The organism is Paenibacillus oenotherae (assembly GCF_019443105.1).
GTDB lineage: Bacteria > Bacillota > Bacilli > Paenibacillales > Paenibacillaceae > Paenibacillus_Z > Paenibacillus_Z oenotherae.
In genome coordinates this window covers 76,335-92,138 of record NZ_JAHZIJ010000004.1, presented here as the reverse complement: position 1 = coordinate 92,138, position 15,804 = coordinate 76,335, and the positions used below count along the sequence as shown (strand labels likewise).

The window sequence follows — 15,804 nt, the reverse complement described above, 5'->3', positions numbered from 1 at the left end:
AGTGAAATTGGCGGATGGGATAATGAAATATTTGGAGGCTAGTGATGTCGAGTTTCTTTTTGGGATTCCGGCTGGCATCATCGGCCCGCTTTATGATTCTGTGATCGATGTCGGGATTCAGCCGATCATTACGAAGAACGAAGCGGGAGCCGCTTATATGGCAGCTCGTTATGCCAGTACCTCGGGCAAGCTGGGGGTATGTGTCGGAGCTGGCGCAGTAGGCGTCAGCAACATGATGAATGGTATTGCAGATGCAATGCGGGCAAAGGCGCCACTTCTCATTATCTCCGGTTATATTAACCGCTGGCAAATGGGCAAGGGGGCGATTCAGGAGCTGGACGGCCAGGATATGGTGCGGTCGGTGACCAAATACAGCAATACGGTTATGGAAGAGGCCGATGTGCTGACCGAGCTTGATAAAGCGGTCAGAATTGCCCTGACTCCGCCCTGCGGCCCGGTATACATATCGATTCCAATTGATGTACAGCGGATGGATGTCAGCGGCAGTATTCCTGCGCCGGCAGTGCTGTCTGAGCTGCAGGCCGTTAAGCCGGATCCGGCTCAACTGGAACGAACGGCAGCATTGCTTAACCAATCCGCCCAAGGGCTTATTATGGTTGGACGCGGCGGACGGGGCTTCTCGGCAGAGATCATGGAGCTCAGCCAGCGTCTGCAATGGCCGATCATAACTACGCCGGCAGGCAAAGGGATAGTCCCTGCGGATTTCCCCTTGAATCTCGGCAACTATGGATTCTCCAGCACGGATGCAGCCAGCGAATATGTTAATTCCAAGGCGCCGTCCTGCGTATTGATTCTGGGGACGAGCCTGGGGGAAGCCTCGACCTGTAATTTCAATGAGGTGCTTGTAGCGGGGAGAACCGTCATCCATGTCGATCGCGATGCCAGGGAGCTAGGCAAAGTATTCAAGATCGACGAGGGCATTCACGGGGACCTCAAGGACGTGCTCCCGTTCCTTATCGCAAGCACCACTGCTTCAACGGCGCGCTATCAGAAGCCGGCGCTCTTGAATGAGCCGTATCAGCGGAATCATACGGGCTTGTCGCTGCGGTTGTTTCTGGAGAAGCTGCGATCGGTTATGCCGTCAGATACGCGTTATGTATGCGATATCGGGGAATTCTCCAACTTTGTCCTGAAGTATCTTGAAATTCCGGAGGGTGGGGATTTCGAGATGAATCTGGATTATGGAGCTATGGGTTCAGCCATAGCCGGCGGCGCAGGCCTGCATGCGGCGGATCCAAGCCGCCCTGTCGCAGTGCTGGCCGGAGACGGCTGCTTCTTCATGAACGGCATGGAGATCATGACAGCCAAAGAGTACCGGATGCCGATCACCTATTTTATCATCAATAATGCCATGCTCTCCTATGTAGATCGAGGACAGCAGTTCTTATATAAGCGCAGTATTCCTGATTATAAGCAGGAGCGTATTTCGATTGCAGAAATGATGCGTGTTGCGGGCGTGAATGCAATGTCCATCAATCGATTAGAGGAAGTTGCGTACATTCCGGCATTCGTCAGAGGAATGGAAGGGCCTTGTGTCATTGAGGTCAATACGGATGGCAGCGAGCCGGCGCCTATTCTAGACAGATTGAAGGCGCTGGTGAAGTAGCAATTATAGATGCATTTCTCATGCTTTTCACAGTTCTCAAAGCCATCACACCAAACAACTAGGAGGAATTAATGATGGGAAGCTTCAACATTCAGCTGGATCAAGCAGGTAAAGTAATGAAGGTGCAAGTAGAGGGAACATTCTCTACGGAGGATGCGATGAGCTCGGTGGAGGCCTATCATAAAAGCACGGCGTCCATCTCTGTTCCTGAATACGATATCGATATTGATTGCACGAAATTGAACGTATCTGCTCCTGACACGCTGCCGATTCTGGAGGGCTGCTTTCAGCTGTACAAGAAAGACGGCTTCAAGAATATCAAGCTCCGAATTGCCAAAAATCCGATTCTCAAGATGCAGCTGAACCGGATTGCCCGCAGTGTCCAACTGACGAACTATGAGGTTGTTGAAGAATAGAAAATAGATAATAGGGAGAGTCGAGTAAATGGGAGCTGTTCGAATTAGCGATATTGGAGTCTATCACCCTGCGAATGAGGTCGACAATGAGTTTTTTATAGAACGATTCGGCAAGCAGGGCACTGATGTAACGGGTCTGCTCGCAGCCTTGGGCCGCAAGAAACGTTATATGATCGACAATCCCGATGAGAATACGCTCACCATGGCGGTCGAAGCGTCCAACAATGTATTGCGCAGCTCCGGGCTGTCGGGCAAGGATCTGGATCTGATAATCTTCACCTCACAGACACCGGAATATCTGCTCCCGTCAGTGGCGCTTAAATTGCATCATGCACTTGGAGGCGACCTGAACACGATCTGCTTCGATATCAATGCGAACTGTGCGGGCATGCTTGTGGCGGTGGAGCAAGCGAGCCGCTACATGATGGCGAATCCGCGCATCAATCGCGCGTTGGTGGTCGGGGCCGACTACATATCGGTGCACAGTCCGGATCAGCCTGTTTATTACTCCAACTTTGCAGAGTCAGCGGTGGCGGTCATCCTGGACAAAAATGGCGAAGGACGCGGCTTCATCGATTCCGTCTATCAGACGGACACCTCGGTAATCGACAACTCGTTGTTCCCGGCTCATGGCTTGTCCAATCTGTATCGCGAAGAGTATACGGCCAAGGATGCGCAAGTTCAGTTCATCCCCTTCGATGACTCTGTCTGTGTAGACTCTGCTGTAGATTCCGTCAAAACCTTGCTGGAGCTCAACAGCATCGCCAAGGAGGAGATCGGAACCTTCTTGTTCTCCCAGTTCTCCATCGGGAATGTGAAGCAGGTGTCCGAGCGTCTTGGCATCAATGTGGACAAGGCTGTCTATATTGGCGACAAATACGGCTATACCGCATCCAACAGCCCCTTCCTGGCGCTGTACGAAGCGGTTTCGCAAGGAAAGATTGCCCGCGGCGATTACCTGGTCTTCTGGACCGTAGGCGCCGGATGGCAGAATGTCTCGCTGTTAATGCAGTACTAGTCTATTATCGGCATATCGAACAGACCGACAGTCCCGTCGCCCTTCGTGGTGGCGGGGCTGTTAATCGTTCGGGGCAGCAGGCGGTGTGTGTGCGTGGACTGCAACACATCCGGTTGGTAGGTCAGGAGAGGGAAACCTGCGAAAGGGCATGAATTTCGGCTAAAAGGGGCCGTTGAGGGCAGAATGCCTGCGAAAGTGCAGCAATAAATGGCGGATTGGGCTGATATGGGGTGAACACGGCGAAATACCTGCAGATTGGCAGGCATTCGCTCTTTGGCTGACCAAATAATATGAAAGCCTGCCTAATCGCAGGCAATTGAGAAGGTGGAATCTCCGTCAACTAAGCGATGACACTCAAACCGTTCTCCCTCCGCGCTGGGAGCCGCACGCCGCTCCAAACGTGTACAAGTGACTGACTACAACACATCGGTTGGTCAAGAGAGGGAAACCTGCGAGAGAGCATGAATTTCGGCTGAAAGGGGCGGTTGAGGGCAGATGCCTGTGTAGAGGTATTTTTCAGATGGTAAGCGGCTATGTGGAGGAAAAGCTGCGATGATGCAGGAGTTATAGCCTTTTATTCCGAAATAAGAGCATTATCCGGAAAAAGGATGCATGACCGCAGGCGTTGTGAATTTTTGTGCAGTGATCGAACAGGAGGGTATATGGAAACATCTGTTGTAATTGCTGAGTATAACCCTGAATGGCCGTTGAGATTTCAGCGGGAGGAACGGATATTAAGAGAAGTGCTGGGCGGTCGTACGATCGCAATTGAGCATATTGGCAGTACATCTGTTGAAGGACTGGGCGCTAAGCCCACTATAGATATCATGGTTGGTGTTGAAGAACTGACAGAGGTTGATGAATGGGTTGAGCCTTTGCGGCGTATTGGATATGAGCATGTTGTACATAGGGAATTTCCGAGTAGGCGTTTCTTTAGAAAGGGGCAGTGGAGAGCGGGCACGGATCATCTGCACATCTATAAGTATAGGGGCCTGGAGTGGAACAACAATATTTTGTTCAGAGATTATTTAATTAAGCATCCGGAGGTGCGGCGGCAATACGATCAGTTGAAGAAAGAGCTTGCCGAGAAGCATCGCAATGACCGGGCCGCATATACCAATGCCAAGCATCCCTTTATCACGGATATTATTGAGAAGGCGAAGCGGGGTTAGCAGTTGGCGGCTGCTATAGGCAATAGCGCTGACGGTCGGCTATCATTTGAAATATATCATGGAAAAAGCGAGGTTGAACTCCTATGCGTCTCAAAGCGATATTTCTCGATTTCTACGGAACATTAGTTCATGAGGATGATGAGATCATTCCGATTATATGCGAGCAAATCAAGCTGGGCTCCGCCGATCAACAATGCGATAGCAGAGCGATCGGCAGCCACTGGTGGAAAGTCTTCTCCGGGATGTTCCAGAACAGCTTCGGAGAATCGTTCAAGACGCAGAGGGAGCTTGGAATTGCATCATTGGCAGAAACCATCGCGCACTTCAATTCCAACTGCATCGCCGATGAGCTTATTAAGCCCCAGTTCGCCCATTGGAAGCAGCCCAGGATCTATGAGGATACTCTTCCATTCATCGAACAGTTCAACGTTCTGCCCCTATACATTCTCTCCAACATAGATACCCCGGATCTTATTGAAGCAGCGGCTTGCCACGGCATTGCCGTTACTGACATCATCACCAGCGAAGACGTGCGCTCCTATAAACCGAGGCCGGAGCTGTTTCTTGAGGCGCTGCGCCGATACGGCTTGCTGCCGCACGAGGTCGTTCACATCGGGGATTCCATAACAAGCGATGTTGCCGGTGCCGGCAGTGTGGGCATTGCTACGATCTGGTTGAATCGGCTGAATAAACCTAAGCCCGAAGGCATTACGCCCGATTACATATGCAGCAATCTTAACGAAGCCAGGCAAGTTCTATTCGAACAATTCCGATAAAGACAGGGACACATATAGCAATCCAGAAGAAAGAACGGCGTCATAGCTATGGTAATATTTATTTAACGGTGGTGACTTCAAGGATCGTGTCGTTTGCAGCTGAGTTACCGGATGGCATCACAGCCAATAATATGACGAGGGAGCTAAAAGAAGATGCAAAAAATTACACCATTCCTGTGGTTCAACGACCAGGCTGAAGAGGCGATGAATTTTTACACCTCGATTTTTAAAGATTCCATGATTGAGAGTATCTCCCGCCAAGGGCAAGGGGGGCCTGTAATGAGCGGGACATTCGAGCTTGCTGGACAAAAGTTCATGGCGCTCAATGGCGGCCCGCATTTCACCTTCTCGCCAGCGGTATCGTTCTTCGTGAATTGCGAAACGCAGGAAGAGGTGGATGAACTGTGGGAGAAGCTCTCCGCAGGCGGAGAAAAGCAAAGATGCGGCTGGCTGAAGGATCAATTTGGAGTATCATGGCAGATCATTCCCAAGGTGCTGGGCGAGCTGCTCGGAGACAAGGATGCTGGGAAAGCGCAGCGAGTGATGCAGGCGATGCTGCAAATGGACAAGCTTGATATCGCGGCTCTGAAGCAGGCCTACGAGGGATAGTCTTCCGCTCCAAGAGGAATAAGGGTATACATGAGAAGTCAAGGTGAACAGCTTTGGCTTCTTTTTTGTAGACAATTAGTATCTTAAATGCACAAAAAAACTTGTCGAGAAAGTGTGGCGAACGGGCTGAGAAAGAAGCCTGCGAAAGCGCAGGAATTCTGATCAAAAGAAGCTCCAGGTGGCAGAATGCCTGCGATCATGCAGGAATATAACACGGAATAGGGCGATAGAGGTAAATACGGCGAGAATACCTGCACTCTGGCAGGCATTTCAACATTAGCAGGCTGTAACGAGAATAAAACTGCATTTTCGCAGGAATGTTCAACGTTTACGGAATTTTTCCTCACCCCCGCGCATTTTTAACTCCTGAAGCAACAGTGGTGTTTACCGCTAAGGCCAATATTTCTGATTATACGAAATGGCTTTTTTGGCTTCTGCTCGCTCGCTATTGTATGATGGATAATGACTGCCTCAATAGGTATTTATCATATAGAGCATAGGAGGAAGACATGTCCTGGAGCAAATTGAAGCAGCATCTGGAAAGTTTTCTCTGTCCCGCGTTAAATGGAAGGGTTGAATACCGTGCAACCAGCTATCGTTATTTACCTGATAAAGCAGGACATTGTTATATAGCTGTAGATAAAAAGAATCTACTCAATATGAGTGATGCAACTACCTTAATCAGATGGTATCAGACGGAGTTGGAAATTAAGAATGATCCCGATATACAAATTCCAATCAACAATGAAGAAATAGAAGCGATGCGAAAGGATACCCAGGGGAGAGTTCCAGAGGATCGTCTAAAAGTAATTGTAAGAAGTAGAAAAATAACAGAACATGCAAAGGAGCTTTTGTCCGCGCAGTCAGCATTAAGCAAATCAGATTTTATCGTTGCAGCTAATAAGTTTTTATCCGTTTCAATAGAGGAAAGCATAGAGAGCAACGATATCTTATTGAATATTCTAGCTTTGGTGGACAGACGGGTTGGAAAAAAGCGAATTTTAAACATGTCCGATAAAATGAAGTTAAAGCATCCCATCGTGCAGTACTTTTATGAATTGCGGCGCAGTACCTTATGAGGCCCTTTGATTGGAAGCGTTGAAGAGACGGCGTGAATTTTTGCGAGAAGCGTCTCTGCATATCAGGGGAAAATATGAAGCTCAAGGAGGAGAAAGGCTGCCGCAGCACGTTTGGGCTTTATTTGGAGGAATCACTTGATGATCATAAAACATTTTATTCCGTTCATGGGGGAACATTGTGAGACAACGGCCATGGGCAATCTGCTCTCCCATGCCGGCGTTCGTTTGTCTGAACCGCTTTTGTTCGGGATTGGGGAAGGCTTGGGGTTTATCTACTGGGATATGAAGGGAATGGATTTTCCGTTTGTCGGAGGCAGGATCAAACCTGATGAACTGACAGCCCGGATTGCGTCCCGTCTAAACTTGACCCTCACGATACAGGAAACTGCCTCTGTGAAGAAAGCATGGAACAATATCAAAACAAACATCGATCGGGGCGTTCCCACAGGCTTGAAATTAGATTGTTATCACTTGGATTACTTTACTAACAAAATTCATTTTGCAGCACATTATGTCGCCATGTACGGATACGATGACGAATATGCTTATTTGATCGATACATCCCAACAGGGAGGCGAGGTCAAAACACGCTTGGAAACGTTGGCGCTGGCTAGAAACGAAAAGGGCTCCATGAGTTCCAAAAATCTCTCCTTCGCAATCGAAAAAACAAATGATTTCCCGCCGCTGGATTCCGTCATTCGAGCGTCGATTTCAAGCAACGCTTATCATTATTTGAATCCACCGATCCGCAATATTGGGTTAAAAGGGATTGAAAAAATGAGCGCCGAAATACTCAAGTGGCCTTCCCGAAGCCAAAATATGGCCCACGATTTATGTTTGACAGCATTACTCATGGAAAAAGGGGGGACCGGGGGCGCGTTTTTCCGCAATTTATACCGGGATTTCCTCAAGGAAAGCAAGGAAATATGCAGCGATTCAAAAATTGAGCGAGCCTACGTATCATTCATAGAAATTGCTTCGCTATGGAATGAAGTTTCTGCTTGTATAGACAAAGCGGGAAGGACAGGGCAGATGGACGATCTGAATCAAGCATCCAAACTATTGCTGCATATCGCCCGGGAAGAAAAAGAAGCGATGGAGCTTTTATTGGGGCTTTGAAGCAGCCGCAGCATGAAAAAATTTGAATAAAGAGCGAATCGATAAGACAAGAAGTCTTTCGTTCGCTCTTTATTTTTGGCTCTTTTCGTAAAAATTGTTGCTAATGACCGTATGTAATGGGTTCAAGTAGACATTCTTTAGGAACTAATAATCATATCGGCGTTGGCTAACGGAGCTATCGAATCCAAATAGAAGTCTTCCGCTTTCCAATACCTTGACCTGAATTTTTCAATGTTCTCCTTGGCAGATGCAGATTCACGTTCGAATCGTTTATCCCTTTGGCAATCCAAGTACACGATGAAGTCAAAAAAATCTCGCCACTCTGGTCGTTGAAGAAACACACCTTCAACAATCAGAATGCAGTTGTTTGGTATGGTAACAGTCTTTATTTCTAACTTATCCAAAACGGAGTTGTAGAAGGGAAGCTCTACGACTTCTGCATAGTTTAACTTTGAAAATAACTGGTTACGCAAAAGTTCAACATCCCATTGAAAATTGTAATACTCGTACCATTGCTCAAATTCAGTGTCGTATCTATTCTTGCGTTCCACAATATGGTCATCAATGTGAAAGATGCAAACAGGTTTCTGGTATTGAACCAGCCTGTTTTTTAATTCCGCTACCAATGTGGTCTTTCCAGAACGACTTAGCCCGTCAATCCCAAGTATGAGTCGGTTGTTAACATAACGGTTCAAAATGGTATCCATTACCTTATCATAATCGACCATAATTTCACCTCTCCATATGACTAACGGTTAATGGCTATACTTCCACAGTGAACACAAGCCAAGCCTCCGTTGAAACGAACTTCTCGTATGTCGCCAACCATGTTGGCAATATCTTCTTTGGGTTCAGGAAAGAGAGTTTCTTGTATCGCTTGGAATAATCGAAGTTGTTCAGGCTTTGGCAAATCGCTAAAATCAATCTTAAGTATCGCAGATTGGGTAGAAAAAATGGAATGATGTCCGTATCCAACATTCAGTCCATCAATTCTACCAGCTTCGCAAAATAATTCAGCCCGTCAAGGTCTACATCGCTTCTTCCATAAGCATCCAGAAATATATCCCTATAAATATCTGTCTTCAAATTATAATGAAGCGTCCATAGCCCCCAATATATATCGAAGTGTCTGTCACCTACCCCGCCGTACCCCAGATCGATGAAACCTTTGAGTGAAAAATGATCCATAATGATATTGGGCAAGCAGTAATCCCCGTGAATGATGACATTATCGCTAGCTGAATACATAAATTCATCTAATTGACTAAGGTCGATCCCCTTGCCTGCCCCGTCAACTAACAATTCAGCAGTTCGATTCGTATAAGGACAGCCGGCAGTTGGAAGAGAATGCAGTACTCTCAAATATTCACCGAATACAGCGGCGAGCTTACCAGGGTTCTCAAAATGCTGATCTGCTGTTCCATCCTCACCGCTAACCGCTTCTGAGAACAAGTAATCATTCTCCGGATCGGATTCATAGGCAATGGCTTTCGGTGCAAGATGATGCCCATGCAAAAATTCTGTCATTTTATATTCTCGTTCCAGAGTGCCCCTTTTGCTTATCTTCAAGAAAGCACGGTCTGCTCCTACAACATAAAGCGTTTTTGCCTGCTCGGAACAACTGCTATTATAAAATGTCGCTCCTTTTAAATACGGTCTAATTGTTGGCGGTATCGTCTCAATATCTAAGGAAACCTTTGGTCTTTTCATTTTCTCCCCCAGTAAGAAACGGATTCGATTGATGGATTTCATTGAGGGTTGTCCGCATCGGTATAATAGACAATATTACAAGTAATTGGTATTCTATTACAAGTTAATAATTCCTTATGTAATAGATTTATAATACGCCAATTAGGATGATGATTTATGGAGAAGATATTAATCGATTTATTTATGAACAGCAAGATTGAAGTGTTATTTTGGACCTTATTTATTTGGGTTATATTATGGGTATTCAAGGAGATCAGAACGAAGTATATCAAGGATGGGGAAGCTGCCAATGATGAAATTCGCAAACTGCTGGAAGTATACGGGCAGCTCGAACTGGTGATCGACAGATATCGGAATGACCAGAGCGATGAGAATAGGCAGAGAATGAGCGAAGAGATGGCAAACGCCTATCCGTATATCTCCAGAAAGCTCTTCAAGAAGTGGACTGTTGTCAAAGAAGCGTCTTATCGGATCGACGAAACGAATGCCTTTCAGGAAGCTCTGACCAAAGAAATAGCCCAGCATAAATATGAGCAGTCCAACCGCTCTCCTATCTTCAGAGGGGAAGGCACAATGGGCAACTTTGAGTATTTTATGGGTAACTTTAAATCATTTATTACACCGATGATCTTAACTTTTTTTGCACTTATGATGGCGCTTAGCGTATTTTTATTGTTGCACTTTATTTATGATACAGATAATGATTGGCGGAACAAGGTGTGGATATTTTTTAATGTATTTAACTTTGTATTGTTTCTAATCGTATTTATCCAATCTATGGAACACATATTCGACAAACATTATCGGCATTCACTCTGGAATTGGAATGTTACGCTGCTATTCATTATTATTTTCATTTTGTCGCTCAACCATTGGATGTCTGCTGTTTGTTTCTTCTCCGTGGTCATTTTATATGGTTTATATTATAAAAGATATATACGTATTCCGTAGATATCCAATCCTGCTTAATTGATTTTCCAACAGATTCCATGCTAGGATGAGTTGCAAAGCAGAGGAATGATGAATCATAGGGGGGATTGATATGCAGCAAGTCGGTGAGATTATGCAAATTAGCAGATATCCGGTAAAGTCCTTTGCCGGGGAATCTGTAGCGCGTATAGAGATTGCGAATTACGGCATATATGGAGATCGCAGCCATGCCTTTGTGGATGAGACGGTGGAGGATGACTGGGAACGATTTATTACCGCGAGAAGAATTCCTGAAATGCTCGGCTACAAGGCCCAATTAATGGGAAATGGTGATGGGAGCCGATTCCCTGATGTTAAAGTAACCTCCCCGGAGGGACATGTCTTCGACTGGGACGAGCATTTGCTGAAAGAGATACAGGCTTATTCAGCGATAAAGCTGTCCATGATTCAGTATGAGCCTGTTAGTGCGGATTTGCTGGCTGTCGATCTGGGAAGTGTCCTGATCATCACAGACAGCTCGCTCCGAGAGCTGGAGAAGCTGTGGGGCAAGGGGCTGGACCCGCGCAGATTTCGCGCCAATCTGATCATTAAGATAAGAGAGGGAATGACGTGTCGGGAGCAGGATTTCATAGGCAAGCAGCTGCATATCGGCCGCAATGTCGTGCTTTCCGTGGATACCGCGTGTGAGCGCTGCTCTATGATTACCTTCGATCCGGAATCGCTGGCTCGTGACGCCTCACTGCTTAAAGTAGTGAATGAGAAGCTCGACCTGAAGTATGGTGTATATGCATCGGTAATCAAGACGGGGGAGATCGCCGCCGGGGATCAAGTGTTTCTAGCCGGGTTGGATCTGGGCTGAAGTCATTTGATTTCCCCTCTATAAGCGGGTAAAATCGTGCTGCAGCATGGAGCGACAACACGTATGTGCGTTGTAAGCAGGAATTGCCGTGCTGCAGCTGTAAGAAAACCAGTCTCACCCGCGCGCAACATGATTTTAGAACGGAAAAACCTGCTTACACATCCCCGAACTAACCTCCATTGTGGCTGAGAGTAGGAAAAGTCCGCTTACAGAAGCGGATTCCCAATGATGCAGCCTTGGGCTGCCACTGTCCCTCATATTCCCATTATTAATGAACCATTATTAACATAGGTTAATGATTGCAGGCTCGCTCGCCTAGTAAGATAAGCATATCACATTCATTAGATTAGTGAATGAAGAAGGCGAGTGATAGCGATGAAGCTGCAAGGTGTCAAAGTACTGCTCACAGGCGGAACCTCAGGTATCGGCTTGCATACTGTGGAGGCTCTTTTGTTGGAAGGCGCGCATGTAATAGTAGCTGCCAGAGACGCGGGGAAATTGGCGGGGCTCTCCAGCAAGTACGAGCTTGCTGGCACATATGTCTGCGACCTTGGCAGTCCGGAGGCTGTGGTCGAGCTTGGCGGTAAGCTCAGTCTTGAGCATCCTGATCTGCAAGTGCTAATCAATAACGCCGGGACTCAGCTCGATATCCGGTTCGATTCAGAACAATCTACGCCCCTAACCATCGAGAGTGAGCTGCGGACGAATCTGTTAGCCCCTCTGCTTCTTACACGTGCGCTGCTCCCTGTTCTGAAGGGGCAGCCGGAGGCCGCTATTGTCAATATTACCTCAGGTCTGGCGCTCGCTCCCAAGACTCAAAGTGCCGTTTATTGCAGCTCTAAGGGCGGGCTGAGAATTTTCACGCAAGGTTTGAGGAATCAACTTCAAGGAACAGGGGTGCGCGTCATTGAAGTGCTTCCGCCAGTAGTGGATACGGCCATGACGGCGGGAAGAGGGCGGAACAAGCTCTCGCCTGCGACAGTTGCCGGTGCGATTATCCGCTCGATTAAAGGGAGGAAGAACGAAATCTACGTGTCGAAGACGAGGCTGCTGTATTGGCTGCTGCGCATCAGTCCTTCTATAGCACGCAACATTATGAGAAGGCTTGGCTGATAACCATGACCGGCGAACATAATCGAAGATTGCGAGGTGCGTAGAGTGAGAAAAGGATTATGGATGACCATGACGATTCTCGCATTTGCCATAGCGGGGTACGGCATCGTGCAGTATTTGGTGCTTGGAGCGGATTCAGCGGGCTTCGTGCAAGAAAAGCTGCTCAAAATCAAATTAAATTCCTTGTGGTATACGATGATTGCCATCCATGTCATGGCTAGTGTAACCTCGTTAATGCTGGGGCCGTTCACGCTATCCTCCAAGTTTAGAGCGAAGCATCTGAACCGGCATCGCATCATGGGGCGAATCTACTTGACCGGTATTCTGTTCGGCTGTGGAACAGGCGTTTATTTGGCTTTCTACGCCACTGGGGGAATCGTATCGACATTCGGCTTCGGCTCCTTGTCGATTCTATGGTTCTACACCGCCTATCAGGCGCTGCGGAATATTCTGGGCAAGAGGGTGGAGAGCCATCGAAGATGGATGATCCGCAATTATGCGCTCACTCTTGCGGCCGTAACGCTAAGGCTGTGGCTGCTTATATTTGTACTTGTATTCGGCGAGGAGCGGTTCGAATGGAGCTATACAATCATTTCATGGCTGTCGTGGGTGCCGAATCTATTGCTGGCAGAATGCTTTATCAAGAAATGGGCTGAGGCAGGATCGATGTCCATATCAAGCTGATCGAGGGGGGATAAGTGATGATCAAGGCCGTATTATTTGATCTGGATTTAACGCTATTAAATAGAGATGCGTCTGTGAAGCAGTTCGTTGATTCGCAGTATGAGCGATTGCACACTTGTCTATCACACATACCCAGGGAGCAGTATATATCGAGATTTGTTGAACTGGACAATCGGGGTTATGTCTGGAAGGATCGCGTCTATAAGCAGATTATCGATGAATTCAGTATTCACGGGTTGACGTGGGAGGAACTGCTGGATGATTATGTCGGTGAGTTCCACCGCAGCTGTTTGCCGTATCCCGGCCTGATTGAGATGCTGGAGGAACTGAAGAAGGAGCAGCTGCTTCTTGGTTTAATTACGAACGCTCATGGTGATTTCCAGTATAGAAATATTCAAGCGTTAGGGATTGAAGACTACTTCTCCGTACTGCTGATCTCAGGATGGGAGGGGATTAAGAAGCCGGATCCCGCTATTTTCTTAAGCGCATTAAATAAGCTGGGAGTAATGGCCGAAGAAAGTGTGTACATTGGCGACCATCCCATTAATGATGTACAGGCCGCACGGAATGTCGGGATGAAAGGAATCTGGAAGCGGGACTCCCAGTGGGAGACGCCTGATGAGGCTGACGGCATCGTTGACGAATTGTCTGAAGTACTCCCTCTAATCAGAGCGTTCAAGTCAGGAAATCGAACAGATTGCGGAACGACCTGCCAATCATTCTGAATAGCATCGGAATCGTTTCCACAAAAAGCTCGAATAGGAAGTCGGATAGCTTATCGCGTTTGCTGGGCTTTGGCTTAATCATTCGTAATCCCTCCTTATTCTCCCCTTAATACGTTCAGCCGGAAGGATAAGTTGCATTCAGAGGTTGACGGGTCATGAAGCCGCTGCGGGTTCAGAGGGCTTGCCGTTTCTCCAGAATCCCTCCGCCCCTTCGCTGTGAATTGAAGCGGGTAAAGCCATCCCCTGATTTTAAGATTGAGGTGACAACTCATTACATCAGTCTGAGCAGCCCGATGAAGAGGAAGAGGAGACCGGCAGCAGAGGAGAACAGCGGAACGCTCCTGCCGTGGATATTTCTCCACAAGGAGAAGTAAGGGAGCAGTAAGCCCAGCGGGAACAGGCAAGCCAGGAAGAAGGCGAACCAGAGCGTGAACGGCAGCAGCATAAATAATATCGCGACGAAAGGGATCGCGACCAGCAAGCCCGGAACTCCGCATAGCAGCAGGATCGACTGAATCATAGGCGGTTTGGCGTTTTGAAGTCTGAACACGATTGTGAGCCCTGTCAGCATGCCGATCACAGACCACAGGAACATGTAGGTTCCGCCAGGGAAGATGAAGAACGTAAGGATAGCAAGGGAAAGATGCACCGCCGCAATGCCGAAATATAGGTTGAGCAGGCTGGTTCTGCCCGCTAAGGCTAGGGTTGCATACTTTCTGGCCAGCAGCGCAACGGAGAGAAGCAGCATGCCTATTCCCAGATAGATGCTGGCTTCAGGATCATTGAACTGCTGCTTATGATAAGCAAAGACTATCCGCAGCACCCATCCTAATGCAGCGATCATAACCATGACGATGAATGCGGAGAATAGATAGGAATAGCTGGATTTCAGCGTTTGCGCCAGTTGGATCTTGCCCCGCTTCACACCGGAATACATCGTCCAGTAGAACAGGATGACAGCGCCGATCATCAAATAGAGATCCCATTGCTGCGGATAGACAACGATGCGATGGCCGGCAATATTAAAGTAGGTTGCTTTCTCCCCCTCTATGACCGCGTTCAGATCGGCATTGCCGAGATACTGGGCCATTGAAGCTGCATGCGAGCCGTGATGCTGCAGGCTCCCCTCATGTATATTCTCAATCGTATCCGAATCGGTATGATAGGCATCCAGCCCGAACGTAAAGCCAAAGTTCAAGCCTTGGATGCCGCTCGCCTTAAATACGTTCATGTCCGTGCTGTTAGGCATATATTTGTACAGATTAAAGACGAATGAATAGGCGATTGGATAAGGAGCTGTCTTGGCAAAATCACGCATCAGGCTGTAATTGCGATCCGTCCCTGTCTCGAACAGAACGGAGGGGCCGCCATTGCCGCGCGCCTCGAAATTAATGACGATTCCAATATCCGCCAGGCTGGCCATCTGCTTGGCAAATGCTTGGGCCCCCAGCAGATCGATCTCTTCCCCATCAGTGAACAGGAGGATGATATTATTAGCCAATGGGGGGCCTGACTTGATTAGTCTGGCTGTCTCGAGAAGCGTGACAACCCCCGAGCCGTCATCACTGGCGCCATTGCTCTCCGGCACAGTATCATAATGGGCGCTGAGCAGCACATCCTTCGTGCTGTGCGTACCCTTAATCTCTCCGATCACATTATAGACATCGAGTGCTTGCCCATTAACCGTTGCCTTGGATTGCTGGATCTCCGGTTCAATGCCAAGCGCCTTCAACTGGGCGATAATATATTCCCGCACGCGCTGAAGCTCCTTGGAGCCGGTCGGATGAGGCTGCCGGGAGATCTGCTCCAGATGGTGCATCGCCCGCCCGGACGAGAAGACGTCCTGAGGCGCGGTATCCGGCACACTTGACGGCGGCAGGAATGGAGAGAGGGACATGTATAGTAGAAGGGCGATGAGCAAGGTCTGAAGGGCGGCGTGAATTCCCTTGCTTAACATGCTCCTGTTA

At 48.0% G+C, this 15,804-nt stretch carries 16 protein-coding genes and 1 pseudogene; 13 read left to right on the top strand and 4 right to left on the bottom strand.

What is annotated here, in order from left to right; translation table 11 throughout:
• The first annotated feature begins 1 nt into the window (after position 1).
• From K0T92_RS08255 to K0T92_RS08220, 8 genes are all read left to right on the top strand, one after another.
• Positions 2-1,627 (top strand): thiamine pyrophosphate-binding protein, encoded by a 1,626-nt coding sequence (locus K0T92_RS08255; protein WP_219871978.1) that lies wholly within the window; start codon positions 2-4, stop codon positions 1,625-1,627.
• A gap of 71 nt (positions 1,628-1,698) precedes the next feature.
• The gene (locus K0T92_RS08250; protein WP_246627993.1) at positions 1,699-2,043 is read left to right on the top strand and encodes a hypothetical protein; all 345 of its coding nucleotides are present in this window, start codon (positions 1,699-1,701) and stop codon (positions 2,041-2,043) included.
• 28 nt (positions 2,044-2,071) lie between these two features.
• A complete protein-coding gene (locus tag K0T92_RS08245; RefSeq protein ID WP_219871977.1) occupies positions 2,072-3,061 on the top strand; it encodes a ketoacyl-ACP synthase III in 990 nt (329 codons plus the stop codon).
• 662 nt (positions 3,062-3,723) lie between these two features.
• Positions 3,724-4,233, top strand: a complete 510-nt coding sequence (locus K0T92_RS08240; RefSeq protein WP_219871976.1) for a GrpB family protein — start codon at positions 3,724-3,726, stop codon at positions 4,231-4,233.
• An 83-nt stretch (positions 4,234-4,316) separates the two neighbouring features.
• Positions 4,317-5,009, top strand: a complete 693-nt coding sequence (locus K0T92_RS08235) for an HAD family hydrolase (RefSeq protein ID WP_219871975.1) — start codon at positions 4,317-4,319, stop codon at positions 5,007-5,009.
• Between the two features lie 153 nt (positions 5,010-5,162).
• Entirely contained in the window at positions 5,163-5,618 is a 456-nt protein-coding gene (locus K0T92_RS08230; protein WP_219871974.1) for a VOC family protein, read from the top strand.
• A 509-nt stretch (positions 5,619-6,127) separates the two neighbouring features.
• Positions 6,128-6,697, top strand: coding sequence for an SF0329 family protein (locus K0T92_RS08225; RefSeq protein WP_219871973.1), 570 nt, complete (start codon positions 6,128-6,130; stop codon positions 6,695-6,697).
• A gap of 138 nt (positions 6,698-6,835) precedes the next feature.
• On the top strand, positions 6,836-7,816 hold the full coding sequence (locus K0T92_RS08220; RefSeq protein ID WP_219871972.1) for a BtrH N-terminal domain-containing protein: 981 nt from the start codon (positions 6,836-6,838) through the stop codon (positions 7,814-7,816).
• 137 nt (positions 7,817-7,953) lie between these two features.
• Here K0T92_RS08220 and K0T92_RS08215 read toward each other — a convergent pair whose 3' ends face one another.
• The 3 genes and pseudogenes from K0T92_RS08215 to K0T92_RS08210 form a co-directional block, all read right to left on the bottom strand.
• Positions 7,954-8,544, bottom strand: a complete 591-nt coding sequence (locus K0T92_RS08215) for a kinase (RefSeq protein ID WP_246627992.1) — start codon at positions 8,542-8,544, stop codon at positions 7,954-7,956.
• A 23-nt stretch (positions 8,545-8,567) separates the two neighbouring features.
• Positions 8,568-8,750, bottom strand: a pseudogene (locus K0T92_RS24945) (IS1595 family transposase); the annotation flags it as partial.
• 44 nt (positions 8,751-8,794) lie between these two features.
• Complete coding sequence (locus tag K0T92_RS08210; protein WP_246627991.1) at positions 8,795-9,568, bottom strand: aminoglycoside 3'-phosphotransferase; 774 nt, start codon at positions 9,566-9,568, stop codon at positions 8,795-8,797.
• A 114-nt stretch (positions 9,569-9,682) separates the two neighbouring features.
• On the opposite strand from K0T92_RS08210, the gene K0T92_RS08205 reads away from it, so the two are divergent.
• From K0T92_RS08205 to K0T92_RS08185, 5 genes are all read left to right on the top strand, one after another.
• Entirely contained in the window at positions 9,683-10,477 is a 795-nt protein-coding gene (locus tag K0T92_RS08205; protein WP_219871971.1) for a hypothetical protein, read from the top strand.
• Positions 10,478-10,568: 91 nt separating this feature from the next.
• On the top strand, positions 10,569-11,315 hold the full coding sequence (locus tag K0T92_RS08200; protein ID WP_219871970.1) for an MOSC domain-containing protein: 747 nt from the start codon (positions 10,569-10,571) through the stop codon (positions 11,313-11,315).
• Positions 11,316-11,690: 375 nt separating this feature from the next.
• Positions 11,691-12,428 (top strand): SDR family oxidoreductase, encoded by a 738-nt coding sequence (locus tag K0T92_RS08195; protein WP_219871969.1) that lies wholly within the window; start codon positions 11,691-11,693, stop codon positions 12,426-12,428.
• A gap of 45 nt (positions 12,429-12,473) precedes the next feature.
• Positions 12,474-13,112 (top strand): DUF2306 domain-containing protein, encoded by a 639-nt coding sequence (locus tag K0T92_RS08190; protein WP_219871968.1) that lies wholly within the window; start codon positions 12,474-12,476, stop codon positions 13,110-13,112.
• 17 nt (positions 13,113-13,129) lie between these two features.
• A complete protein-coding gene (locus tag K0T92_RS08185; protein WP_219871967.1) occupies positions 13,130-13,837 on the top strand; it encodes an HAD family hydrolase in 708 nt (235 codons plus the stop codon).
• Between the two features lie 271 nt (positions 13,838-14,108).
• Here K0T92_RS08185 and K0T92_RS08180 read toward each other — a convergent pair whose 3' ends face one another.
• Positions 14,109-15,794: a M20/M25/M40 family metallo-hydrolase gene (locus K0T92_RS08180; RefSeq protein WP_219871966.1), complete on the bottom strand. Its 1,686-nt coding sequence runs from the start codon at positions 15,792-15,794 to the stop codon at positions 14,109-14,111.
• Between the last annotated feature and the right edge of the window lie 10 nt (positions 15,795-15,804).

Bases quoted from the DNA above. Each gene is read 5' to 3' on its own strand.
- K0T92_RS08195 (WP_219871969.1), top strand. From the start codon at position 11,691: ATGAAGCTGCAAGGTGTCAAAGTACTGCTCACAGGCGGAACCTCAGGT.
- K0T92_RS08205 (WP_219871971.1), top strand. From the start codon at position 9,683: ATGGAGAAGATATTAATCGATTTATTTATGAACAGCAAGATTGAAGTG.
- K0T92_RS08185 (WP_219871967.1), top strand. From the start codon at position 13,130: ATGATCAAGGCCGTATTATTTGATCTGGATTTAACGCTATTAAATAGA.
- K0T92_RS08220 (WP_219871972.1), top strand. From the start codon at position 6,836: ATGATCATAAAACATTTTATTCCGTTCATGGGGGAACATTGTGAGACA.
- K0T92_RS08235 (WP_219871975.1), top strand. From the start codon at position 4,317: ATGCGTCTCAAAGCGATATTTCTCGATTTCTACGGAACATTAGTTCAT.
- K0T92_RS08245 (WP_219871977.1), top strand. From the start codon at position 2,072: ATGGGAGCTGTTCGAATTAGCGATATTGGAGTCTATCACCCTGCGAAT.
- K0T92_RS08225 (WP_219871973.1), top strand. From the start codon at position 6,128: ATGTCCTGGAGCAAATTGAAGCAGCATCTGGAAAGTTTTCTCTGTCCC.
- K0T92_RS08250 (WP_246627993.1), top strand. From the start codon at position 1,699: ATGATGGGAAGCTTCAACATTCAGCTGGATCAAGCAGGTAAAGTAATG.
- K0T92_RS08240 (WP_219871976.1), top strand. From the start codon at position 3,724: ATGGAAACATCTGTTGTAATTGCTGAGTATAACCCTGAATGGCCGTTG.
- K0T92_RS08180 (WP_219871966.1), bottom strand. From the start codon at position 15,794: ATGTTAAGCAAGGGAATTCACGCCGCCCTTCAGACCTTGCTCATCGCC.
- K0T92_RS08210 (WP_246627991.1), bottom strand. From the start codon at position 9,568: ATGAAATCCATCAATCGAATCCGTTTCTTACTGGGGGAGAAAATGAAA.
- K0T92_RS08215 (WP_246627992.1), bottom strand. From the start codon at position 8,544: ATGGTCGATTATGATAAGGTAATGGATACCATTTTGAACCGTTATGTT.
- K0T92_RS08200 (WP_219871970.1), top strand. From the start codon at position 10,569: ATGCAGCAAGTCGGTGAGATTATGCAAATTAGCAGATATCCGGTAAAG.
- K0T92_RS08230 (WP_219871974.1), top strand. From the start codon at position 5,163: ATGCAAAAAATTACACCATTCCTGTGGTTCAACGACCAGGCTGAAGAG.